Raw genomic sequence first — 21,934 nt, 5'->3', positions numbered from 1 at the left:
TCGATCCTCGGTGCGAGCCACAATGAAACGCCATTTTGAAGATTTGCAGTTAGGCAGTATCGAACTGTTCTGCCTGGCCGCCGAAGCCGGCAGCTTCACCGCCGCCGCGCAACTCGCCGGGGTCACGCCCGCTGCGGTGAGCCGGTCGATTCTGCGTCTGGAGCAACGCCTGGGTTCGCGACTGTTTGCCCGCACCACGCGCAGCATTCGCCTCACCGACGCCGGCCGGAGCTTCTTCGAACAATGCAGCCAGGCGCTGACGCAACTGGTCGAAGCGCAGCAGGAAGTCATGGGCGCGCAGACTTCGCCCTCGGGTCGACTGCGCATCAGCCTGCCGACCACCTACGGGCATCACCGCATCCTGCCACTGCTGCCGAAATTTCGCGCGTTGTACCCCGAGGTCACGGTCGACGTGCACTTGGGTAACCGCAATATCGACTTCGTCGAAGAGGGCTACGACCTGGCGATACGCGTACGCGCACAACCGGACTCGACCCTGATCGCGCGCCTGCTGGAAGACGCCGCCCTAGTGGTGGTCGCCTCCCCCGAATATCTGCACAAGGCTGGCACGCCGCTGGCCCTCGACGACCTGATCGCGCATGAGTGCATCCAGTTCGAATTGCCCAGCAGTGGGCGGCGGATTTCCTGGCTGTTTCAGGAAAACGGCCGGGATCGGGAAGTGATTTCCGACGGTGGCTATTCCTGTTCCGATGACGTGCTCGGCGGTGTGACGCTGGCCAAGCACGGCGCCGGGCTGTTTCAGACTTACCGTTTCATCGTCGAGCAGGAGCTTGCCGATGGCCGCCTGATTGAAGTGCTGCAGCCGTACGCCGGACGTTCGCGCCCCTACACCCTGCTCTACCCGCACGGCCGCTACGTGCCGCAGCGGGTGCGGGCGTTTGTGGATTTTCTGCTGGGGTTTCGTGATGAATGGGCGGGACCCGCGCGGTAATCAGCCGGTCTGACGCAGGCGGCTGAGTTCCTTGGACGGCGGGCAGCCGAACTGGCGGTTGTATTCGCGGCTGAATTGCGAAGCGCTTTCGTAGCCGACGCGGTAACAGGCGCTGGACACGTCCAGCCCTTCATTGATGATCAGCCGCCGTGCCTCTTGCAGGCGCAGCTGTTTTTGATATTGCAGCGGGCTCATGGCGGTGACGGCTTTGAAGCGGTGATGCAGCGCCGAGTTGCTCAGGTTGGCCACCTGCGCCAGCGCGTCGATACGCAGCGGCTCGGTGAAATTCTTGTTCAGCCAGTCGATAGCGCGCGTGACCCGGTGGGTCTGCGAATCGTTGACGGCGATTTCATACAGCAGATGCCCGTGCTGGCCGCGCAGCAGGCGGTAATACACCTCGCGCAACGCCATCGGCGCGAGCATGCCGATGTCGCGCGGATTATCCAGCAGGCGCACCAGACGCAGCATGGTGTCGAGCAGGGTCACGTCGATCTTGTCGAGAAACATCCCGCGCCCGGCGTCCTGCGGCATGCCGGTCAGTGGCGACTCGGCAATCAGTTGCGTCAGTTGCGCCGGATCGAAATCCAGCCGTACGCAAAAATACGGCGCCTCGGGCGAGGCTTCGATCACTCGTCCGGACACCGGCAATGTCACCGACACCACCAGATAATTCAGCGGGTCGTAGAGGAAGCGTTCGTCACCCAGCCCGACTTCCTTGCGCCCCTGCACGATCAGGCACAGCGCCGGCCGGTGCACCACGTGAATCAGCTCGGACGGCCCATCGAGACGGATCACGTGCAGCGGCGCAATCGCCGTTTCGTAGGTGCCTGGCGCATCGAAGCGTTGAGTCAGCAGGCGCACCAGTTCGGCGCGATACACCGCCGTGTCGTGAAGAATGGAAGCGTCGTGGTTATCCATGCAAAGGGCCTCGAAAGCAGACGAAGGTGGGTCAACCGCGGAGGAAGATTAGCCAGTTTTATCCAGCGGCGACTAGATCAAAGATGCTACAGATTTGCCTGATTCTGCGTGCTCGTCTTACTGGCAAAGCCATGGGCGCGTTATCACACGCGCCCTTGGCTTCTCACGCCACTATCAACCCGCCGTTACCGTCATGCCGCCATCGGCCATGACCACCGAGCCGACCATGAAACTGGCGCGGTCGGAGGCCAGAAAGGTCACGATCTCGGCGATCTCTTCCGGCTGCGCCGCCCGACCGATCGGCGCAGCTTCGCCGTGCTGCGCGAGGAAGCCAGGGCCGTCCTCGACCACGTCATTGAGGATATTAGTCACCACATCGCCGACGCCGATGGCGTTGACGCGAATGCCGTGCTCGATGACTTCCAGGGCCAGCGTACGGGTCAGTTGTGCCAGCGCGCCTTTGGAAGCGGTGTAGGCGGCAATGGTCGGAAAGGCAAAGTACGACGCATAGGAAGCGATATTGACGATCGCGCCGGACTTGTTCGGGATCATCGCCTTCACCGCTTCGCGGCAGTGCAGGAAGGCGGCCGTGGCATTCACTGCCTGGATCTTTTCCCAGTCGTCGCGGCTCATGTCGATCACGGTTTTGTTGATGATGATCCCGGCGTTGTTGACCAGAATATCCAGGCGCCCGAACTGCTCGACGGCAAGGCCTACTGCGCGTTCGGCGGCGCCGTCCTCGGTGATGTCCGCCACCAGCGGCACCAGATCGGGACGGGCCAGTTCTTCGACAGCCGGATTGAGGTCTTCGGCAATGACCTTGGCGCCGCGAGAGTGCAGCATCAGCGCAATCGCCTTGCCGATGCCACTGGCCGCGCCAGTGACCAGTGCAACTTTACCGGCGACTTCTTGTGGCAGGGTGTGGTTGAAATCAGTCATGGTTTTAACTCCTCGATAGCGAATCGGTGTTGCGCCTGATGGCGCGGTCGTAAACACGGCTTCACTGTCGCGCACTGTCCGCCGCCGGGCTTTCGGGCGATTGCCGGGGCTGTCGGAGTTTTGCGCTGGAATTTCTCATTCGCCCGCCCTAACCTTCAAAATCATTCGCAGCCAAAGCTTTTGATGGAGCGTCCTGTGCCCTCTGCCAGCCCCGCTACACCGACAATCAGCCAGCCCGCGCGCATCGCCGCCGAAGCCATGCCGGAGCATCTGCCCGGTATTGCGGAAACGACCACGCCGCGGCCGCAGATCAAGGATGCAGTGGTGCAGCTCTTCCGCCATCAGACCCTGCTCGAGCCGATCCGCGTGCCGTGCGTGGCCGAACCGCTGCTGGTGCTGGTATTGGCCGGCACTGCCCGGGTCGAAGAACGTTCGTTGGGCGGAGAATGGCAGGCGAGCCAGGTCACGGCGGGCGACTTCTTCCTGACCAACACCCGCGAACCCTACGAGATGCGCTGGCAGACCGAAGGCTGCGAGGTGTTCGAAGTCATGCACCTCTACCTCGGCCTAGGCCTGATCGAACAAGCGGCCCGCGAAGCGTTCGGCGAACAGGCCGGTGCAGTGACGTTTGTCGATGTGTCCGGTGCGCGTGACGAGCAGGTCAGCTTCATCCTTGAGCAACTGCGCATCGAACTGACCGAACAGCGCCAACCCAGCGCACTGCTGGTGCACAGCCTGGCTCAGGCGTTGGCGATCCATCTGCTGCGTCATTACCTCGACCCCGACAGCAACCCGCGCCGCGACAACGCCCTGCCCGCCTACAAACTGCGCCGGGTGATCGAAGCCATGAATGCGAATCTGGCGGAAGATTTCAGCCTCGGTCATCTAGCCCGGATTGCCGAACTGAGCGACTACCATTTCAGCCGTACCTTCAAGCGCGCCACCGGCTTGTCGCCCTCGCAATACTTCATCCGCCTGCGCATGAGCCGCGCGCGCCATCTGTTGCTGGAGACTGCGCACAGCGTTATCGACATTGGTCTGGAGGTTGGCTATTCCAGCCCCAGCCACTTTTCCCAAGTGTTCCGCCGCGAAGTTGGCGTCACTCCGAGCGCCTACCGCGATGCGCCGCGCGGCGGGTGAAAAACCGCTCGAAAAGCGATGCAGCAGAATTGGGCAAATCCCGTGGAGGAATCGATTAATAGCCCATGAGCCCCCGCACTTAATCTTCTTCCAAGCCCACTCACGGGCACACAGAAGAGGACGACATCATGCTGAACATTCAAGACAAAGTGATCGCGATTACCGGCGCCAGCAGCGGCATCGGCGAAGCCACCGCACGCCTGCTCGCCGAACGTGGCGCCAAAGTGGTGTTGGGTGCACGGCGCACCGAGCGTCTGGCCGTGATTGCCGAAGAGATCAACGGCGCCGGTGGCCACGCGCAGTTCCGCGCACTGGACGTCACCGATCAGCAGGATGTGCAGCGCTTCGTCGATTTTGCCGTGGAGCATTACGGCCGCGTCGATGTGCTGGTCAACAACGCCGGGGTCATGCCGTTGTCGCGGCTGGACGCGCTGAAGGTTGATGAGTGGAACCGCATGATCGACGTCAACATCCGTGGCGTACTCCACGGCATCGCCGCCAGCCTGCCGTTGATGCAGCGCCAGCGCGCCGGGCAGATCATCAACATCGCCTCGATCGGCGCTTACGCGGTCAGCCCGACTGCGGCGGTGTACTGCGCGACCAAATACGCCGTACGGGCGATTTCCGAAGGCTTGCGTCAGGAGGTGGGCGGCGATATCCGCGTCACCGTCATCGCACCGGGCGTGACCGAATCGGAACTGGCCGAGAGCATTTCCGATGAAGGCGGCCGCGCCGAGATGAAGTCATTCCGCAAGATCGCCATCCCCGCCGAAGCCATCGCCCGCGCGATTGCGTACGCCGTTGAACAACCGGCAGATGTCGACGTCAGCGAACTGATCGTCCGCCCAACGGCGAGCCCTTACTGAGACCCGGAGTCAATCTGTGGCAGCTAGCCTGCTCGCGAAAGCGCAGGGTCAGGCGAACATGATGTTGAATGTACCGCCGTCTTCGCGGGCAAGCCCGCTTCCACAGGGGGTTGTGGCACCACCAAATCATTGGTCAACACGGAACATTGTGGGAGCGAGCCTGCTCGCGAAAGCGCTGGGTCAGCCGGCAAAGATGTTGAATGTGCCGCCGCCTTCTCGAGCAGGCTCGCTCCCACAGAGGTTGTAGCACCACCAAATCATTGGTCAACACGGAACATTGTGGGAGCGAGCTTGCTCGCGAAAGCGGTGGATCAGCCGGCAAAGATTTTGGATGTACCGCCGTCTTCGCGGGCAAGCCCGCTGCCACAGGGTTTGGTTGCACCACCAAATCAATGGTCAACACGGAACATTGTGGGAGCGAGCCTGCTCGCGAAAGCGCTGGATCAGCCGGCAAAGAGGTTGAATGTGCCGCCGTCTTCGCGAGCAGGCCCGCTCCCACAGAGGTTGTAGCACCACCAAATCATTGGTCAACACGGAACACTGTGGGAGCGAGCTTGCTCGCGAAAGCGGTGGATCAGCCGGCAAAGATGTTGAATGTGCCGCCGCCTTCTCGAGCAGGCTCCCACAGGGAATCGCGGTGCCGCTGACGAAACGGGCTGGCACTCATATCCAACCTAACGCGCCCCCGGCCCGATCAACATGCTTTCGATCTCGGCGCCGGGCATCATTTGCTGCAATCCTTCGATGAGCTTGTCGCCCGCCTCGGTCAGCGCTTCCAGCGGCATCGTCGGCAGGCTTTCGAGGATGAACCACATGTGCTGCGCCTGCGCATCGAGGCGGGTTCGCACGCCTTGGCGCCAGTTCCAGCGCCGGCAGGTCACGCCTTGGTCATCGCGCCAGACCACTTCGCCGGCATCCGGAAACTCGTGCGCGGGCAGGCCCTCCTTCATCGTGTCGAACGGCTCGCTGCCGTCGGCGACGACCAGACGCGGTGAGCCGACGTAGGCCTCGGCATTCTCGCCCCCCACGGGAATCGCGTATTCCAGACTGATGGCGTTGTACAGATCGACAACCGGATCAATGCTCGGCAAGTCGCCGTCGCGCAACACACGCTTGCGCAGTGCCTCGGCCGAGCAAGGCGTGCGCTGCGGTTTGGCGCCGAACTGGCGAAACACGTCAGCCCAGGCCTGAAGATGCGCATGCGCCCACGCCGGACCACCGTTGGCGACGATCTGGCAGGCTTTTGCCAGTGCTTCACCCGCCACGTATGCATGAATAATCGGCGCCGCTTGCACGACAATACTCAGCGCTCTGAAGCCCGGCGCGAGTTGCGCAACAGCCGGATCGATTGACGGCACGACAGACAGCATCCCAGAATCCCCCCCATACCCGAATTTCAAACGATGCTAGCGATCAATGACCAAGAAAGTCAATATATCGACCGAAGCCGGCGCCGATGTCGAGACCGTCAGCGCGGCGGTGTCGCGCACGCTCAAACAGGCGCGCAAACAACAGGGCATCACGCTCGACGAACTGTCCCGACGCTCGGGCGTGAGCAAAGGCATGGTGGTCGAGATCGAGAAAGGCTCGGCCAATCCGAGCATCGCAACGCTGTGCAAGATCGCTGCGGCGCTGGGCTTGTCCGTGGCGGACTTCGTCAATGTCGCCGCCACCCCGACGGCGCATCTTATCGACAGTGATGACATCCCCACGCTATGGACCGGTGAACTGGGCGGATCGGCGCGCCTGCTGGCCGGCACCAGCGGCCCGAACATGCTGGAGTTGTGGCGCTGGGAGCTGTTTCCTGGCGAGTCGTTTTCTTCAGCTGGTCACCCGAATGGCACCACCGAGTTGTTTCATGTCGAAAAAGGCACGTTGCATCTGCAAGTTGGCGATGCCGAGCTGATTGTCGGGCCTGGGTGTTCGGCGGTGGCGCGGACCGATGTGGCGCATGGGTATGCCAACCATGGGCGAGCGAAACTGGTCTTCACGATGTCAGTGACTGAACTGCATCAGGGTGCCAGGGAAAGCCCCTCACCCTAGCCCTCTCCCCGAGGAGAGGGAACTGTCCGGGTTGACCATCATAGGGAGCGTTCCCCTTCAAACAGCACGGTCAGCGTGACGGCGGATGCTCCGTCGAAACCGAATTGGCCGCATCCACATCCGACATGTCTTCTTCCACAGGTGCCTCGTCGTCCGGCGGCAAAGGCACCTCGGGGTTTTCGCGCTGGGGATCGTGCCCGGTCTCGTTGTCGGTGGTGCGCGTCACGGCCTGTTGCGACTGGTTGCCCGGTGCGTTTTCATCAATGTCCATGTCGGTCTCCGAGGTGATCAAAAGATGTGTACCTGAGCGTGTGAAATGCCCTTGCGTGACAAGTGCCCGGCAATGGACGAACGGCGTTCTGTAGAAAACGCAAAAAGCCTGCTTTCGAGGCAGGCTTTTGCTTTGGATTTAACGCTTACTTCTGCTGCGTCAACGCCGAGTAGCTGTTCATCAGGTTGCGGTAGTTGGGAATGCGCTGCGACAACAGATTGCCCAGGCCTTCAATGTCGTTGCGCCAGTCGCGGTGCAGCTCACAGGCCACCGAGAACCAGTTCATCATCTGTGCGCCGGCCTGAGTCATGCGGCTCCATGCGGCTTGCTGCACGGTGGTGTTGAAGGTGCCGGACGCATCGGTGACCACAAACACGTCAAAGCCTTCCGCCAGTGCCGACAGGGTCGGGAACGCTACACAGACATCCGTTACCACACCGGCAATGATGATCTGCTTGCGCCCGGTGGCCTTGATCGCCTTGACGAAGTCCTCGTTGTCCCAGGCATTGATCTGGCCTGGACGAGCGATGTATGGCGCGTCCGGGAACATCTCTTTCAGCTCTGGTACCAGCGGGCCGTTCGGGCCTTGCTCGAAGCTGGTGGTGAGGATCGTCGGCAAGTCGAAAAACCTGGCCAGATCCGCCAGCGCCAGCACGTTGTTCTTGAACTCGTTCGGCGAGAAGTCCTGCACCAGCGAGATCAGACCGGTCTGGTGATCCACCAGCAGCACGATAGCGTCGTCTTTGTTCAGGCGGTTGTAGGTTGGAGTGGTCATGGCGTGCGTCCCTTTTCAAGTTTGAAGTTTTGTTGTTGCGTTCAAGTTGGGTACAGATTACTGACGCACAGCAAAGGGATAAATCGGCTGAAAAGCGTTTCACCGTCCACTCAAAGAGGACAATGCCAAGAGTCGAAATGCTAGACGGCTAATCCGCCGGAACGGCGCCATGCTATGCTCCGACAGAGAAAACGAGGGGTTAACAATGAGCGAATCAGCCACTGACAGCGTCGCGAGCGAAGTATGCACGCTTGCGGAAAAACACCGCATTGGCGCCGAGCGTGACGGCCTGAGCCGCATGGCGGCAACGATAACGCAACTGGCTGGTGATACCGTCGAGCTGGATAATGTTGAGCAGTTGCTGGTTAATCTGAAGCGAAAGGGTGTGTTGAACAAGGCAGAAATCATGGCCTTGCAAGGACGTTACCTTCAGGAAAAAAGGCGTTCGAAAAAGCAGCTCAGCGCATGACGTTCGACCCCTTCGGCGATTTCGAAACTGAAGGCTACCTTCGCAACTCGCTCAAGCTGAAAGACCCGGTTGAAGTAAAGGAATCGGAACATCTCTCTTTCGAAGCCAGTATCGAAGACGCCCTTGCTCATCTGGCAAAAAAGAGATCCATCAACTATCAAGCGATACTCAAAACTCATGAAATCCTGTTTGCCGGTTTCTACCCATGGTCAGGCAAAGACAGGAATGAGCTTGTTCCCCACCTCGCGGTTTTCAAAGGATCAAAAGAAGATCCGCATCACACACCTTTCGAGCGACCTGAGCTGATCAAAAGATCCGTCGAATATGCGCTGGAGCTCGCCACAAACAAAAAACGATTCCGCGAGCGCCCCGGCGAGGTGATGGGCCAATTGGCTTTCGCTCATCCGTTTCTGGATGGTAATGGGCGGACTATCCTGCTCGTTCACATGGAACTGTGCTATCGAGCCAAGTTCGCCATCGATTTGTCGAAGACCAACAAAGATGCGTATTTACGGGCGCTCAGCGACGAGATCCGCGATCCTTCCAGAGGCCACCTGGACGACTATCTGAAGCCCCACGTCGTAGACATCTCAAGCCGTGAGGAATGGCCCGAAGTGATTGGCGGTATCAAAGGGTTGGACGGTTTGGATAAGGAAGGAATCGTCTACGCGAATCTGGACAATCCCGACATTCAGCAACTGTATGAAACCTACAGAACGCAGCCAATAAAGTGACCAAGAAGCCTGCTGTTAAAAGCAGGCTTTATTTGTCTGGCGGTCTGCGCGACGCAGACCTGCTTACGCGCCCTGACGACTCAAGCTGAAATTCACTCAATCGTAAAACGGCTCAACCAACGCCCGGCTGCCCACAAAGAAGCTGTCCGCTACCAAGCGCAACGGTTGCAGATCGAGGTCGCTGGCCTTGTCGCTGATCAATTGCTGGAAGTGGCGATAGACCGCAGCGTACTCGCCCTCCTCCGACACGCTTTGCTTCACGCCGTCGATGCTTAGCACGGCGCCGCCATTGTCCAGACGCAGGACGCCTTCGATGCAGCGAATTTCGATGCTCCACAGTTCGTCGTGGCCATGGTCGAAATCGAACTCGGCGCGAACGTCCAACTGCTGCGCATCGGACATCTTGATCGAGGCGGCAATCGGCGACTGGCAGTTGCTCGGCACGCGCAGTTCGGCGGCTTCGACAAACAGCGGCAGCGCCAGCAGGTGGGTGACGATCGACAAGGCGTTGATGCCCGGGTCGAAGACGCCGAGGCCGCCCGGTTGCCAGATCCACGCCTGGCCCGGATGCCACTTGCGCACGTCTTCCTTCCAGTCGATCTGCACGCTTTGCAGGGTGCGGCTGGCAAGCCAGTCGCGGGCGGCGGCGATGCCCGGTGCGTAGCGTGAATGCCAGGCGAACAAAGCGCTGACGCCTTGTTCCGCGACTTGATCGACCAAGGCCATGGCTTCGCCCAATGTTGCACAAGGCGGCTTTTCCACCAGCACGTGCTTGCCGACCGCCAATGCCTGTTGCACCAGCGCGAAGCGCCCTTGTGGCGGCGTGCAGAACGCAATTGCGTCGACAGTCGGGCCGTTTTCGAGCAGTTCGCCCAGCGACTGGAAGTTCTCCACCCCGGCGCAAGGTTTGCCTTGGGTTGCGACCGCCACCAACTGGAACGCAGGGTTGGCGAGGATGGCGGGGACGTGTTGATCCTGGGCAATTTTGCCGTAGCCCACCAGGCCGAGACGAATCGGTTGCATTACAGACTCCTGTTGTTGTTTTGGTCGTTGCAGCGCAGCGGCAAGAGTACGTGTTTCTGCGCTCGCCTCCAATCGTCATACTATTTAAATCAAGTTTGCTCGCGGCGAACGCATGGCTTATTCGTCATTTCTTCTTACACCTTTTGTCGTCCGATCCCGCACTGCGCGGCGATCGGCAGCCGGCGATCAGCCTCAATTTGCTATCATGCGGCGCTTTTACGGTTAACCCCCCGCCAGTCCTGCCGACTCGCGGGCTGCAAAAGGCGGTATTAGATGACGGCTTTGTTGACTCGCCGCAAGGTACTTGCGGGAATGGGCGTGCTCGGGCTCGGCCTGCTCGCCGGTTGCGATACCCGTGGCCAACTGTCCTACAAGTACGGCAAGGATCTAAGTGACAAGATCCTCGGACGCACCTTCAAGCTGAAAAACCCCGAAGGCGAAACCATGTCGCTGTCGAGCTTTCGCGGAATGATGCCGATGATCTTCTTCGGCTTCACCCAGTGCCCGGCCGTTTGCCCCACCACCTTGGCCCGCGCCGCACAGATCAAGAAACTGATGGGCCGCGACGGCGACCGTTTGCAAGTGGTGTTCATCACCCTCGACCCTGAGCGCGACACGCCGCAGATCCTCGACGCCTACGTCAAAGCCTTCGACCCGAGCTTCGTCGCGCTGTACGGCACGCTTGAGGAAACCAAGGCCACCGCCAAGGAATTCGACGTGTTCTACGAGAAAGTCCCCGCCGGCGACACCTACACCATCTCCCATACGTCCACCAGCTACGTCTACGACTCGCGTGGTGAGTTGCGCCTGGGCCTGTCCACTTCGCTGACAGCCCAAGAGTGCACGGAAGATTTGCTTACTGTTATGGAGGTCTGCTGATGCATCCCGTTCTGAATCACCTCAAACGCACCGTATGTGCACTGTCCCTGCTCGGCCTGGCCTTTCAGGCGTCGGCGCAGACCAAAGTCGACGACGCCTGGGTCCGTGCAACGGTGCCGACCCAGTCTGCCAGCGGCGCGTTCATGACCGTCACTGCCGACAGCGACAGCAAACTGCTCAGCGTCGCCTCGCCAGTGGCCAAGGACGTACAGATTCACGAAATGAGCATGAAGAACGATGTGATGACCATGGGCCCGGTAAAGTCGGTTGAGCTGCCTGCCGGCAAAGCCGTCAGCTTCGATCCGAACGGCTACCACGTCATGCTGATGGGCCTGACCGGTCAGTTGAAGGAAGGCGACAGCGTGCCGCTGACCCTGACCGTGGAAAACGCCAAGGGCGAGAAAGAAACCATCGAAGTCAAGGCACCGGTCCGCGCGCTGACCAACATGGGCGGCCACGATCACAGCAAGATGCATTGATCGCTGACTGAAAGACTGTTCGCCTGACAGAAAAACGGGGCGGCCTGATCGATGATCAGGCCGCCCCGTTTTTTTGATGTGTGCAGAATTAACGCTTGCGGGCCAATGCGTTGCGCACGCTTTCCGGTGACATCCCTGAGCTGGAACGGGTCATGGGTTCAACGACGGTCGCCTTGGCCAACTGTTCCTTGCGCTTCGTGACCTGACGCCAGTGGTAAGCGAAATATCCGACTGCTACCACGATCCCCAACCAACCGAACACCGAACTCACGAAGAACCACAGCGCCAGTGTGACCCACACGGTTTTCGAGTTGAACAACTTCAAACTGTCGTCGGCAGGCACCGGTTCGACCGGCGTCTGTGGCGCCTTCGGTACTTTCTGCATCCCCTGCAGATCAAAGCGCAGCGCGAAGTCCGCCCCGGGCACAGGCACCTCGATCTGATTGCCTTCAGCACGATGCACGCGAATTTCGCCATCGACGAGCGAGACGGAGCTGAAACTGATCTGGGTGTCACAGCGAATCTCGCCGTTGACCAGGGACACGACCGTTCGTTGTGAGTCAGCGGGAGTGTTGCGCATGTCGATTCCTTGAGCGTTCCACGTCGGACGACGTGCGAAGGGAAAATCCGTTGGAGGCAAATGCTACTGAGTGGCTACTACGCTGTCCAGAAGCGTGAACCCGGCTGCAAGTTATCCGGCTCGAGCGTGTTCGAAGTAACCAGCCTGATGGAAAGCGTGCTTTACATCTGAAACAACATCAGCAACCATGTAAAGGGTCTTTTACATAGGAAGTGAAGAATGAACCGGTACCACCTCGAATTGGGCGCAGCATTAATCCTCTACATGCTGGTGCTGACAGCATCATTGATTGCCTCGCAATACCTGATGGATGCGCACCTCGTGCTGCGCTCGGCCGTCGCACTGACGCCGATCATTCCGGCGGCCCTGATGTGCTGGGCCATCGTGCGGAACATGCGGCGCATGGACGAAATGCATCTGCGCATCCAGTTCGAAGCCTTGGGGTTCGCCTTTGCCGCCTCGGCATTGGTGACCTTCAGCTACGGTTTTCTGGAAAACGTCGGCGCCCCGCATATCCCGTGGACGTGTGTGTGGCCGGTAATGGGGCTGATGTGGATTGTCGGCCTGCACATTGCGCGACGCCGCTACCAATGAAAAACCGTCTCAAGGAATTGCGCGCCGAGCGCAAGTGGTCGCAGGTCGATCTGGCCGAACGCCTGAAAGTGTCGCGCCAGACGATCAACGCCATCGAAAACGAACGCTACGATCCGAGCCTGCCATTGGCGTTTCAGATTGCCCGGGCGTTTGAGCTGCCGATTGAGAGCATTTTTGATGATGGCGAATCTTGAATGGCAAAAGGGGCAACACACGTTGCCCCTGTTCGATCAACTCCCCGCACCACCATGCGCCTCTTCAAAGAAGTAATCCTTCCAGCTCCCCGCCTTGTTTTTCAACACACCCAGTTCCTGCAATTTCTCGGCGTAGATGAACGTGCGTTGCGGTACGACGGTGAAGTCGATTTCCGGGTCTTTGACGATTTGCTCGACCAGTGCCAGCGGCAGTTTCGATTGCTCTACGCGGATGTAGGCCTGGGCAGCGGCGGGCTTGTCGGCTTTGATGATCTGCTCGGCTTCGGCCAGTGCGTCGTAGAACGCCTTGTAGGTTTTCGGGTTGTCGTCGTGGAATTTTTCTGTGGTGTAGAGCACGTTGAACGTCCCCGGGCCGCCGAGGATGTCGTAGGAGCTCAGCACTTTATGCACGTTGGGGTTTTGCAGCGCCTGGTATTGAAACGGTGGGCTGGAGAAATGCGAGTTGATTTCCGAGCCGCCAGCGATCAGCGCAGCGGTGGCGTCCGGGTGCGGCAGGCTGACCGAAATGTTATCGAACTTCTTGAACTGCTCGTCTCCGAATTCCCTGGCGGTTTCAATCTGCAGGGTGCGCGACTGGAAGCCTACGCCTGCGGCTGGCACGGCGATGCGATCCTTGTCGCTGAAGTCCTTGAGGGTTTTGATGTTCGGGTTGTTGGTCAGCAGGTAATTGGGCATCGAGCCCAGCGCGGCGATGGCTTTGACGTTCTGTTTGCCCTTGGTGCGGTCCCACACAGTAAGCATCGGCGGCACGCCGGCCGAGACCACGTCCAGCGCTCCGGTCAGCAGCGCCTCGTTCATCGCCGTGGCGCCAGAAATGCTGTTCCAGTCGACCTTGATCTCCAGGCCCTGGGCCTTGCCGTGTTTCTCGATCAATTGTTGATCGCGCACGACGTCGAGAATCAGGTAACCAATGCCGAATTGCTGGGCGATGCTGATTTTGCCCTCGGCCCGGGCGCCGCTGCTGAACAGCGCGCCCGCTGCCAGAGTTGCGGCCAACAGAGTCAGCGCAGAACGTTTGAACGGTGTGGCCATGACAACCTCGCAGCATGGGGATGGGCTGAAAAGCCTGACTTTATAGCTATAAAAAATTGAAATTAAATATCTTTATCGCATATCGATAGCACTGAGCGATTTGACGTCTGCTGCTGGAATTCAGGAGCAGTGGATGGACCTACAACAGTCTGAAACAAAAAACTGCCCCTCCGAAAAACGGCCATACGTCCCACAACCCACGCCCGCTATGGGCACGCGCCGTTCCAGCGATCGCCAGCCGCAGGTTTAAAAAGCCGATCAGCCTTCTTGCCCTTGGTATCATCACCCACACTTTTTTGACCCTTTGATGACATGCAGGCCTTTTTTGTGAGTGCTCTTTCCAACTGGCTGCGGCGGCCGAATGCCCGCCTTTTTTCTCTCATCGTTCTGGTATTGATCGTGCCGGTGTGCCTGCGTGCAGCGTTGGGCTGGTCGACACCGCTGGGCTTTCTGTCGGACTTGGCCGTGGGCAGTTTGCTGGTGGTGACGCTGCATCGCCGCGCATGGTGGCTGGCATTGCCGGTGCTGATGTTCTGGGCGCTGCTGGCGGTCGCCACGGCAGAATTGGTCAGCGCCGTCGGCCGCCTGCCGACGCCTTCGGATATTCACTATCTGATCGACCCGCAGTTCGTCGAGAATTCCACTGGCGGCGGACTTGCGCACCCTGCCCTGGCCATGGCTTTGCTGGGTGCCCTGGCTTTCTGGCTGCTGACTCAGCTTGTTGGTCGCGGCTTGTCTCGCCCTGCTCTGCCTCGCTCTGTCTGGGCCGCGCCAATCGTGTTGTTCGCCGCACATTGGGGTGCGCAGAACCTGTGGCCGAATGACGGCGACGCCTGGCGCCTGTACAACCTGCCGCATCAGTTGCTCGCCAGTGAAGTCGCCGACCTGCAGATCCAGGCCGAGGAATGGCTCGACGGCGACGTTGAAGAACCCACACCGGCGATGGCCGGGCTCACCGACGTCGATCTCAATGGCCAGAAGCTGCTCGCCGCGCCGGGCCAGGCGCGCAATGTATTGATCATCGCGCTCGAAGGCATCCCCGGCGCCTACATCCGTGCCAACCGTGAGGCGATCGGCAGTCATTATCAGGAAGACCTGATGCCCAACCTCAGCCGCTGGGCCGAGCGCGGCATGAACACCCCGGATTACGTGCTGCACACCCATCAGACCATTCGCGGTCTGTACGCCATGCTGTGCGGTGACTACGACAAGCTCAACAATGGCACGCCCAAAGGCGTGGAAATGCTCACCCTCAACGAACGCAATCAGGCCTGCCTGCCGGCACAATTGCGCGAGCACGGCTTCAGCACGCATTACTTGCAGGGCGCGGGCCTGCGCTTCATGGCCAAAGACAAGATCATGCCGCACATCGGTTTCGATGCGACCCACGGTCTGGAATGGTTCAGCAACAGCAACTACCTGGAATTCCCCTGGGGCAAGGATGACAAGGCGTTTTTCGAAGGCGCGCTGGATTACGTCGGCCAACTGAAGAAGCAAAAACAGCCATGGATGCTCACGCTGCTGACGGTCGGTACCCACCAGCCCTACTCCGCACCGGACGATTATCTGCAGCGTTATGAAACGCCAAAGCAGGCTGCTGTGGGTTATCTCGACGATGCGCTGGATGAATTTCTTTCGGGGCTGGAGCGCCAAGGCTTTCTCAAGGACACGTTGGTGGTGATCACCTCGGATGAATCCCACGGCATCGACGGCGTGCGGCTGGCCTCCTCGTGGGGTTTCAATCTGACGCTGGCGCCGGAGCAGGCGCAACTGCCGCGCCTGAATGCCGGGGTCTATGGTCACGTCGATCTGAGCACCTCGATCCTCGACTATTTCGACCTGCCGGTGCCGACTGCGCTGAGCGGCCGCTCGCTGTTTCGCGACTACGATTCCGGGCGCGAGATCATGTCGTTCACCAACGGCAAGCTGCGCTATCACGACGGCCAGGGCATCTTCTCCGAATGCGACCTGCCGCGCCGCTGCCGCTACTACCAAAGCACCGGTTTCATTGCTGACAGTGCCACCTACAAAGGCACCTACAGCGGCCACCCGGCCCGGCAGATCGCCGCGCGCGCCGATGCGCTGGACCTGTCCCTGCTGCGCACACCACTCAATCATCGCTACCAGTTCGGCAGCAACAACATCATCCCTCTGCAAGCGCAGATCAAGGATGACTGGGCCGACAACCTTATCGGCGCGCAATACCTGGAAATGCCCAAAGGCTCGCACACCCGCGTGCGCCTGACCGTGCGCTCGGTCGATCCGCAGCAGGCGGCGTACATTCAGCTCAAGGCCAAGGAATTTGAACAGGACGTCCAACTGGGCCTGCCAACAGAAATGATCGCCACGGCGGACCAGCCGCTGGAGATGGATTTCAGCTTTGAAAACCCGCAGCCGCGCAAAGCCTTCTCGTTTCATTTGTTGGGTTATGGGCAAGGCGCAGTAGAAGTCAGCGACTTCAGCGTCATCACCGAATTGCCCGGCCAGGAAGACATCCTCGACGACGTGCCGGAGGACGACACCGCACAATCGAGCTAACCCCTGTAGGAGCTGCCGAAGGCTGCGATCTTTGCTTTTGATTTTTTGATGAACAAAGATCAAAAGATCGCAGCCTTCGGCAGCTCCTACCTGTGCGGTGAAAGAGTTTGCCTATCGGTATCCAATAGTCGGGCTATTAGCCGACTTGCCAACTCGGGTCTAGCCTTACCAGTCCGAAGTCGGCACGAGCCGGCCGCAGACCTGATAGGGATACGAACATGGCAAACGAATCGAAATGCCCGTTCAACCACGCCGCCGGCGGCGGTACGACGAACCGTGACTGGTGGCCGAATCAACTCAATCTGAAAATCCTCAGCCAGCATTCACCCAAGTCCGATCCGCTGGGCCAGGACTTCGACTACGCCAAAGCCTTCAAAAGCCTCGACTTCCAGGCGCTGAAACAAGACATCAAAGCACTGATGACTGATTCTCAGGACTGGTGGCCGGCCGACTTCGGCCATTACGGCCCGCTGTTCGTGCGCATGGCCTGGCACAGCGCCGGGACCTATCGCACCGCCGATGGCCGTGGTGGCGCCGGCTCCGGGCAGCAACGCTTCGCCCCGCTCAACAGCTGGCCGGACAACGTCAGCCTCGACAAGGCCCGCCGTCTGCTGTGGCCGATCAAGCAGAAGTACGGACGCAACATCTCCTGGGCCGACCTGATCGTGCTCACCGGCAATGTCGCGCTGGAATCCATGGGCTTCAAGACCTTCGGTTTTTCCGGGGGCCGCGCCGACGTCTGGGAACCGGATGAAGACGTGTACTGGGGTTCGGAAACCGAGTGGCTCGGTGGCGACAACCGTTACGGCAAGAGCAATGGCCCGGTGCAGGAGCCCGGCGACGGCACGCTGGTGGCTGAGCCCGATCTGCATGGCCGTGAAGAAAGCCGCACCGATCAGGGCGAACGCAATCTGGAAAATCCCCTCGCCGCCGTGCAGATGGGCCTGATCTACGTCAACCCGGAAGGCCCGGAAGGCAACCCGGACCCGGTGGCCTCGGCCAAGGACATTCGCGAAACCTTCGGCCGCATGGCCATGAACGACGAAGAAACCGTGGCGCTGATCGCCGGCGGCCACGCGTTCGGCAAGACCCACGGCGCCGGCCCGGCCGACAATGTCGGCCCAGAGCCGGAAGCGGCCGGTCTGGAGCAACAGGGTCTGGGCTGGAAAAACGCCTTCGGCACCGGTAAAGGCGCCGACACCATCACCAGTGGTCTGGAAGTGACCTGGACCACCACACCAACGCAGTGGAGCAACAACTATCTGGAAAACCTGTTCGGCTTCGAGTGGGAGCTGACCAAAAGCCCGGCGGGCGCCAATCAGTGGCAACCGAAAAACGGCGCGGGTGCAGGCACCGTTCCCCACGCTCACGATCCGAACAAGAAGCTCTCGCCGACCATGCTCACCTCCGACCTGGCGCTGCGCTTCGATCCTGCTTATGAACAGATCTCGCGGCGCTTTCTGGCCAATCCCGATCAGCTCGCCGACGCGTTCGCCCGCGCCTGGTACAAGCTGATCCATCGCGACATGGGTCCGCTCTCCCGCTACCTCGGCCCGGAAATGCCACAAGAGGAATTGCTATGGCAAGACCCGCTGCCCGACGTGACGCACCCGCTGATCGATGACAGCGACGCCACTGCGCTGAAAAACAAGGTGCTGGCTTCAGGGTTGTCAGTGTCGCAACTGGTTTCGACCGCGTGGGCTGCAGCATCGACCTTTCGCGGTTCGGACAAGCGCGGTGGCGCCAACGGCGGACGCTTGCGTCTGGCCCCGCAGAAGTTCTGGCAGGCCAACCAGCCCGAGCAATTGGACAAGGTGCTGAGCACCTTGGAAGGCATTCAGAACGAGTTCAACGGTTCTGCTGCCAATGGCAAGAAGATCTCGCTGGCGGACCTGATCGTCTTGGCCGGTAATGCCGGAGTGGAAAAAGCCGCGCAAAACGCCGGGCATTCGGTGTCGGTGCCGTTTTCACCGGGCCGCGTCGATGCTTCGCAGGAGCAGACCGATGTCGAATCGTTCGGCTTCCTCGAACCGATCGCCGATGGCTTCCGCAATTACAGCAAAGGCAAATACACGGTTGCGGCGGAAACCCTGCTGATCGACAAGGCACAGTTGCTGACGCTCACGGCACCGGAAATGACCGTGCTGCTGGGTGGTTTGCGGGTATTGAACACCAATGTCGGGCAGACAAAGCATGGCGTGTTCACCGACAAGCCCGAAGCGCTGAGCAATGACTTTTTCACCCACCTGCTGGACATGGGTGTGGAGTGGACGCCGACCTCGCGGGATGCCGATGAGTTTGAAGGCCGTGACCGCAAGACCGGGGCGGCGAAATGGACGGCGACTCGGGTGGATCTGGTGTTCGGCTCGAATGCACAATTGCGCGCGTTGGCCGAGGTCTATGCCAGTTCCGACGCGAAGGCGCAGTTCGTCAATGATTTCGTCAAGGCATGGACGAAGGTGATGAATCTGGATCGGTTTGACCTGCGTAAATAGTTGTTTCTTGTGCAAATGAAAATGCCGCTCGTTGAGCGGCATTTTTTTTACTTGGGATTATGTGGTGCTGGAGATAACCAGCCCCTCACCCCAGCCCTCTCCCAATGGGAGAGGGGGAAAGGGAGCCGATCTCTGTTGGTTTCAAGACCTTAGTTCGATGCCAGAATTTCAGGTCGGTGTAACTCGAATATTCACCTGGTCAGTCCCCTCTCCCTCTGGGAGAGGGTTAGGGTGAGGGGCGGTCTGAAGCTGGAATACCGACCTTTATGATCATCAAAATCAAAAGATCGCAGCCTCGTTTCCCTCGACAGCTCCTAAATGATCGGGTTACGCGAGGCTTTTGCTTACCACTTCATACACGTCGCTGGACAACGACCCCGAAGCGAGAATCCGCTCCAGCTCAGCCTTCATCAATGCCTGACGCGCGCTGTCGTATTTGCGCCAGCGGGTCAGCGGGGCCAGTTGGCGCGAGGCGATCTGTGGGTTGAAGCCGTTCAGTTCGATCACCAGATCGGCAAGGAAGCGATAACCGGATCCGTCCGCCGCGTGGAAGTTGATCAGGTTCTGCCCGGCGAACGCGCCGATCAGTGCCCGCACCTTGTTCGGGTTCTTGATGTTGAACGCCGGGTGCTGCATCAACGCCTTCACCCGCTCCAAACCGCCCGGCAAGGTGCTGCCGGCCTGCACGCTGAACCACTGGTCCATGACCAGCGGATTGTCCTTGAAGTGCTCGGCGAAGCTCGCCAAAGCCAAAGCCTTCTGCTCTTCGAACGGCGAGTTGACCAGCACCGCCAGCGCAGTCAGGCGCTCGGTCATGTTGTCGGCGGTCTCGAACTGCTCGAGCGCCGCCGCCAGCACTTCCGGCTTGCCGCTGAGCATCAGGTACGACAGGGCGATGTTCTGCAAGGCGCGACGGGCGAAGTGCTCGGCCTCGGCCACGTACGGAGTCTTTTTCGACAAGTCGCGGTTGGCCTGATAACGCAGCCACAGCGCTTCGAACAAGCCTTCGGCGAGTTGCTTGCGGGCAAATTCGCGAGCGACATGAATCGCCTCGACGTCAGCCACTTCGCTGATCTCGGTGAGATAGGCCTCACCCGGCAGCGAGAGCATTTCGGCAACCATCGCCTGATCCAGCGACTCGTCGGACAGCACCGTGCGCAGCGCCGACACCAAACGCGGATCGAGCTTCAGGCTCTCGCCTTTCTGATGTTGGCCGATCAACTCTTGAAGCACTTGCACCGACAATTGCTGACCGGCATCCCAGCGATTGAAACCGTCGCTGTCGTGCTGCATCAGGAACATCAGTTGATCGCGGTTGTACGGGAAGTTCAGCTTCACTGGCGCCGAGAAGCCGCGCAGCAGCGACGGCAACGGCTGTGCGTTGATGTCGACGAAAGTGAAGGTCTGCTCGGCTTCGGTCACCGAGATCACCCGAGTGGTGCCTTGTGCCGAGGCTTCGCCAGCCAGACGCAGAGCGATTTCATTGCCCTGGCTGTCGAGCAGGCCGAGCTCGACCGGGATCACGAACGGCAGTTTTTCCACCTTGTCCGGGGTCGGCGGGCAGCTCTGGCGGAAGGTCAGGCTGTAGGTTTTCGCCGCAGCGTCGTAGGACTCGCTGACGGCCAGACGCGGTGTGCCGGCCTGGCTGTACCAGCGTTTGAACTGACTGAGATCAACGCCATTGGCATCTTCCATGGCCTTGACGAAGTCGTCGCAGGTCACGGCCTGGCCGTCGTGGCGCTCGAAGTACAGATCGCTGCCCTTGCGGAAGCCGTCGGCGCCCAGCAGGGTGTGGATCATGCCGACCACTTCCGAGCCCTTTTCGTACACGGTCAGAGTGTAGAAGTTGGAAATCTCGATGAAGCTGTCCGGGCGCACGGCGTGGGCCATGGGACCTGCATCTTCGGCGAACTGGTGGGTACGCAGGTACGCCACGTCCTGAATGCGCTTGACCGTCGCCGAGTTCATGTCCGAGGAGAAACCGGCATCGCGGAACACCGTGAAACCTTCCTTGAGCGACAGCTGGAACCAGTCGCGGCAGGTCACGCGGTTGCCCGACCAGTTGTGGAAGTATTCGTGGGCGACGATCGCCTCGACCCGCTGGTGCGCAGCGTCGGTGGCAGTTTCGGCGCGGGCCAGCACGGCGCTGGAGTTGAAGATATTGAGGCCCTTGTTCTCCATCGCGCCCATGTTGAAATCGTTGACGGCGACGATCATGAAGATGTCCAGATCGTACTCGCGACCGTAGACCTCTTCGTCCCAGCGCATGGATTTCTTCAGGCTGTTCATCGCGTGCTGGCACTTGTCGATGTTTTCCGGCTCGACATAAATGCGCAGCGCGACGTTGCGCTGGCTCATCGTGGTGAAGGTGTCTTCGACGCACCACAGATCACCGGCGACCAGCGCGAACAGGTACGCCGGTTTCTTGAACGGATCTTCCCAGGTCGCCCAGTGCCGGCCGTCTTCGCCGGGGCCGGAAGCGATCGGGTTACCGTTGGAGAGCAGCACCGGGTAGCTGTGCTGTTCGGCCACGACGGTGGTGGTGAACTTGCTCATCACGTCCGGGCGATCGAGGTAATAGGTGATCTTGCGAAAGCCTTCGGCCTCGCACTGGGTGCAGAACATCGTGCCGGACTTGTACAGGCCTTCCAGCGCGGTATTGGTTTCCGGATGGATGCGCACGCTGGTGTCGAGGGTGAAGGTTTCACTGGTTGGCTGCAGAGTCAGGTGGCTGTCGGAGACTTGATAGTCAGCGGCGCTCAGCTCCTGGTCCGCCAGCGTCACCGACAGCAGCTCGAGTTGCTGGCCGTCGAGCACCAGCGGCGGCAGGCCGGCGCCACGTTCAGGATTACGGCGCATCACCAGTTGCGCGTGAACCAGGCTGTGGTCCTCGAACAACTCGAAGGTCAGGTGCGTTTCGTCAATCAGGTACTCGGGCGCCTGATAGTCCTTGAGATAGATCATCTTCGGTTGTTCGGTGCGCATGCTGGAA

The 21,934-nt window shown here is 60.1% G+C and carries 21 protein-coding genes; 12 read left to right on the top strand and 9 right to left on the bottom strand.

Annotated features, from left to right (window positions below; all coding sequences use genetic code 11):
- Positions 1-22 precede the first annotated feature (22 nt).
- Positions 23-952 carry a LysR family transcriptional regulator gene (locus PS14A_RS09850; protein WP_212616031.1) on the top strand — a complete coding sequence of 310 codons (930 nt, stop codon included), beginning with the start codon at positions 23-25 and terminating at the stop codon, positions 950-952.
- On the opposite strand, the gene PS14A_RS09845 is transcribed toward PS14A_RS09850, so the two are convergent.
- Together PS14A_RS09845 and PS14A_RS09840 are read right to left on the bottom strand one after the other, a co-directional pair.
- Positions 953-1,870 (bottom strand): AraC family transcriptional regulator, encoded by a 918-nt coding sequence (locus PS14A_RS09845; RefSeq protein WP_130912257.1) that lies wholly within the window; start codon positions 1,868-1,870, stop codon positions 953-955.
- A gap of 174 nt (positions 1,871-2,044) precedes the next feature.
- The gene (locus PS14A_RS09840; protein ID WP_137213237.1) at positions 2,045-2,809 is read right to left on the bottom strand and encodes an SDR family oxidoreductase; all 765 of its coding nucleotides are present in this window, start codon (positions 2,807-2,809) and stop codon (positions 2,045-2,047) included.
- Between the two features lie 258 nt (positions 2,810-3,067).
- Here PS14A_RS09840 and PS14A_RS09835 point away from each other — a divergent pair, with 258 nt between their 5' ends.
- Together PS14A_RS09835 and PS14A_RS09830 are read left to right on the top strand one after the other, a co-directional pair.
- Positions 3,068-3,949, top strand: a complete 882-nt coding sequence (locus PS14A_RS09835; protein WP_212616075.1) for an AraC family transcriptional regulator — start codon at positions 3,068-3,070, stop codon at positions 3,947-3,949.
- Positions 3,950-4,077: 128 nt separating this feature from the next.
- Positions 4,078-4,815 (top strand): SDR family oxidoreductase, encoded by a 738-nt coding sequence (locus tag PS14A_RS09830; protein ID WP_212616030.1) that lies wholly within the window; start codon positions 4,078-4,080, stop codon positions 4,813-4,815.
- A 674-nt stretch (positions 4,816-5,489) separates the two neighbouring features.
- Here the strand turns inward: PS14A_RS09830 and PS14A_RS09825 are convergent.
- A complete protein-coding gene (locus PS14A_RS09825) occupies positions 5,490-6,185 on the bottom strand; it encodes a B3/4 domain-containing protein (protein WP_212616029.1) in 696 nt (231 codons plus the stop codon).
- A 46-nt stretch (positions 6,186-6,231) separates the two neighbouring features.
- Here PS14A_RS09825 and PS14A_RS09820 point away from each other — a divergent pair, with 46 nt between their 5' ends.
- A complete protein-coding gene (locus PS14A_RS09820; RefSeq protein WP_137213234.1) occupies positions 6,232-6,858 on the top strand; it encodes a helix-turn-helix domain-containing protein in 627 nt (208 codons plus the stop codon).
- Between the two features lie 70 nt (positions 6,859-6,928).
- On the opposite strand, the gene PS14A_RS09815 is transcribed toward PS14A_RS09820, so the two are convergent.
- Positions 6,929-7,129: a hypothetical protein gene (locus PS14A_RS09815; RefSeq protein ID WP_130912486.1), complete on the bottom strand. Its 201-nt coding sequence runs from the start codon at positions 7,127-7,129 to the stop codon at positions 6,929-6,931.
- 145 nt (positions 7,130-7,274) lie between these two features.
- Positions 7,275-7,904: an isochorismate family cysteine hydrolase YcaC gene (gene ycaC / locus PS14A_RS09810; RefSeq protein ID WP_137213233.1), complete on the bottom strand. Its 630-nt coding sequence runs from the start codon at positions 7,902-7,904 to the stop codon at positions 7,275-7,277.
- A 205-nt stretch (positions 7,905-8,109) separates the two neighbouring features.
- Here ycaC and PS14A_RS09805 point away from each other — a divergent pair, with 205 nt between their 5' ends.
- A complete protein-coding gene (locus PS14A_RS09805) occupies positions 8,110-8,373 on the top strand; it encodes a hypothetical protein (protein ID WP_212616022.1) in 264 nt (87 codons plus the stop codon).
- Positions 8,370-9,107, top strand: a complete 738-nt coding sequence (locus PS14A_RS09800; RefSeq protein ID WP_212616020.1) for a Fic family protein — start codon at positions 8,370-8,372, stop codon at positions 9,105-9,107. The genes PS14A_RS09805 and PS14A_RS09800 overlap by 4 nt, the downstream gene beginning before the upstream one ends.
- Before the next feature lie 96 nt (positions 9,108-9,203).
- On the opposite strand, the gene PS14A_RS09795 is transcribed toward PS14A_RS09800, so the two are convergent.
- Positions 9,204-10,130 (bottom strand): Gfo/Idh/MocA family oxidoreductase, encoded by a 927-nt coding sequence (locus PS14A_RS09795; RefSeq protein WP_212616019.1) that lies wholly within the window; start codon positions 10,128-10,130, stop codon positions 9,204-9,206.
- Positions 10,131-10,403: 273 nt separating this feature from the next.
- Between PS14A_RS09795 and PS14A_RS09790 the strand changes: the two genes are divergently transcribed.
- Together PS14A_RS09790 and PS14A_RS09785 are read left to right on the top strand one after the other, a co-directional pair.
- A complete protein-coding gene (locus tag PS14A_RS09790; protein ID WP_016774221.1) occupies positions 10,404-11,009 on the top strand; it encodes an SCO family protein in 606 nt (201 codons plus the stop codon).
- Entirely contained in the window at positions 11,009-11,488 is a 480-nt protein-coding gene (locus PS14A_RS09785; protein WP_073475275.1) for a copper chaperone PCu(A)C, read from the top strand. Before PS14A_RS09790 ends, PS14A_RS09785 begins: the two co-directional genes overlap by 1 nt.
- 88 nt (positions 11,489-11,576) lie before the next feature.
- On the opposite strand, the gene PS14A_RS09780 is transcribed toward PS14A_RS09785, so the two are convergent.
- Positions 11,577-12,068, bottom strand: a complete 492-nt coding sequence (locus tag PS14A_RS09780; RefSeq protein ID WP_212616017.1) for a hypothetical protein — start codon at positions 12,066-12,068, stop codon at positions 11,577-11,579.
- A 219-nt stretch (positions 12,069-12,287) separates the two neighbouring features.
- Between PS14A_RS09780 and PS14A_RS09775 the strand changes: the two genes are divergently transcribed.
- The gene (locus PS14A_RS09775) at positions 12,288-12,662 is read left to right on the top strand and encodes a hypothetical protein (RefSeq protein ID WP_130899769.1); all 375 of its coding nucleotides are present in this window, start codon (positions 12,288-12,290) and stop codon (positions 12,660-12,662) included.
- A complete protein-coding gene (locus PS14A_RS09770; protein WP_137213231.1) occupies positions 12,659-12,856 on the top strand; it encodes a helix-turn-helix transcriptional regulator in 198 nt (65 codons plus the stop codon). The genes PS14A_RS09775 and PS14A_RS09770 overlap by 4 nt, the downstream gene beginning before the upstream one ends.
- Before the next feature lie 36 nt (positions 12,857-12,892).
- Here the strand turns inward: PS14A_RS09770 and PS14A_RS09765 are convergent, their stop codons facing one another.
- Positions 12,893-13,909 (bottom strand): ABC transporter substrate-binding protein, encoded by a 1,017-nt coding sequence (locus PS14A_RS09765; protein ID WP_212616015.1) that lies wholly within the window; start codon positions 13,907-13,909, stop codon positions 12,893-12,895.
- A 327-nt stretch (positions 13,910-14,236) separates the two neighbouring features.
- Between PS14A_RS09765 and PS14A_RS09760 the strand changes: the two genes are divergently transcribed.
- Together PS14A_RS09760 and katG are read left to right on the top strand one after the other, a co-directional pair.
- Complete coding sequence (locus PS14A_RS09760; protein WP_212616013.1) at positions 14,237-16,447, top strand: LTA synthase family protein; 2,211 nt, start codon at positions 14,237-14,239, stop codon at positions 16,445-16,447.
- Positions 16,448-16,665: 218 nt separating this feature from the next.
- Positions 16,666-18,942 (top strand): catalase/peroxidase HPI, encoded by a 2,277-nt coding sequence (gene katG, locus PS14A_RS09755; RefSeq protein ID WP_212616011.1) that lies wholly within the window; start codon positions 16,666-16,668, stop codon positions 18,940-18,942.
- A 327-nt stretch (positions 18,943-19,269) separates the two neighbouring features.
- Here the strand turns inward: katG and pepN are convergent, their stop codons facing one another.
- Positions 19,270-21,927: an aminopeptidase N gene (pepN, locus tag PS14A_RS09750; RefSeq protein WP_212616002.1), complete on the bottom strand. Its 2,658-nt coding sequence runs from the start codon at positions 21,925-21,927 to the stop codon at positions 19,270-19,272.
- Positions 21,928-21,934 lie beyond the last annotated feature (7 nt).

This window comes from Pseudomonas sp. 14A (assembly GCF_018132745.1).
Lineage (GTDB): Bacteria > Pseudomonadota > Gammaproteobacteria > Pseudomonadales > Pseudomonadaceae > Aquipseudomonas > Aquipseudomonas mercuritolerans.
This window is presented reverse-complemented; position numbering and strand designations above follow the sequence as displayed.

Excerpts from the sequence above, each read along its gene's own strand:
- PS14A_RS09850 (WP_212616031.1), top strand. The coding sequence starts at position 23 with ATGAAACGCCATTTTGAAGATTTGCAGTTAGGCAGTATCGAACTGTTC.
- PS14A_RS09845 (WP_130912257.1), bottom strand. The coding sequence starts at position 1,870 with ATGGATAACCACGACGCTTCCATTCTTCACGACACGGCGGTGTATCGC.
- PS14A_RS09840 (WP_137213237.1), bottom strand. The coding sequence starts at position 2,809 with ATGACTGATTTCAACCACACCCTGCCACAAGAAGTCGCCGGTAAAGTT.
- PS14A_RS09835 (WP_212616075.1), top strand. The coding sequence starts at position 3,068 with ATGCCGGAGCATCTGCCCGGTATTGCGGAAACGACCACGCCGCGGCCG.
- PS14A_RS09830 (WP_212616030.1), top strand. The coding sequence starts at position 4,078 with ATGCTGAACATTCAAGACAAAGTGATCGCGATTACCGGCGCCAGCAGC.
- PS14A_RS09825 (WP_212616029.1), bottom strand. The coding sequence starts at position 6,185 with ATGCTGTCTGTCGTGCCGTCAATCGATCCGGCTGTTGCGCAACTCGCG.
- PS14A_RS09820 (WP_137213234.1), top strand. The coding sequence starts at position 6,232 with ATGACCAAGAAAGTCAATATATCGACCGAAGCCGGCGCCGATGTCGAG.
- PS14A_RS09815 (WP_130912486.1), bottom strand. The coding sequence starts at position 7,129 with ATGGACATTGATGAAAACGCACCGGGCAACCAGTCGCAACAGGCCGTG.
- ycaC (WP_137213233.1), bottom strand. The coding sequence starts at position 7,904 with ATGACCACTCCAACCTACAACCGCCTGAACAAAGACGACGCTATCGTG.
- PS14A_RS09805 (WP_212616022.1), top strand. The coding sequence starts at position 8,110 with ATGAGCGAATCAGCCACTGACAGCGTCGCGAGCGAAGTATGCACGCTT.
- PS14A_RS09800 (WP_212616020.1), top strand. The coding sequence starts at position 8,370 with ATGACGTTCGACCCCTTCGGCGATTTCGAAACTGAAGGCTACCTTCGC.
- PS14A_RS09795 (WP_212616019.1), bottom strand. The coding sequence starts at position 10,130 with ATGCAACCGATTCGTCTCGGCCTGGTGGGCTACGGCAAAATTGCCCAG.
- PS14A_RS09790 (WP_016774221.1), top strand. The coding sequence starts at position 10,404 with ATGACGGCTTTGTTGACTCGCCGCAAGGTACTTGCGGGAATGGGCGTG.
- PS14A_RS09785 (WP_073475275.1), top strand. The coding sequence starts at position 11,009 with ATGCATCCCGTTCTGAATCACCTCAAACGCACCGTATGTGCACTGTCC.
- PS14A_RS09780 (WP_212616017.1), bottom strand. The coding sequence starts at position 12,068 with ATGCGCAACACTCCCGCTGACTCACAACGAACGGTCGTGTCCCTGGTC.
- PS14A_RS09775 (WP_130899769.1), top strand. The coding sequence starts at position 12,288 with ATGAACCGGTACCACCTCGAATTGGGCGCAGCATTAATCCTCTACATG.
- PS14A_RS09770 (WP_137213231.1), top strand. The coding sequence starts at position 12,659 with ATGAAAAACCGTCTCAAGGAATTGCGCGCCGAGCGCAAGTGGTCGCAG.
- PS14A_RS09765 (WP_212616015.1), bottom strand. The coding sequence starts at position 13,909 with ATGGCCACACCGTTCAAACGTTCTGCGCTGACTCTGTTGGCCGCAACT.
- katG (WP_212616011.1), top strand. The coding sequence starts at position 16,666 with ATGGCAAACGAATCGAAATGCCCGTTCAACCACGCCGCCGGCGGCGGT.
- pepN (WP_212616002.1), bottom strand. The coding sequence starts at position 21,927 with ATGCGCACCGAACAACCGAAGATGATCTATCTCAAGGACTATCAGGCG.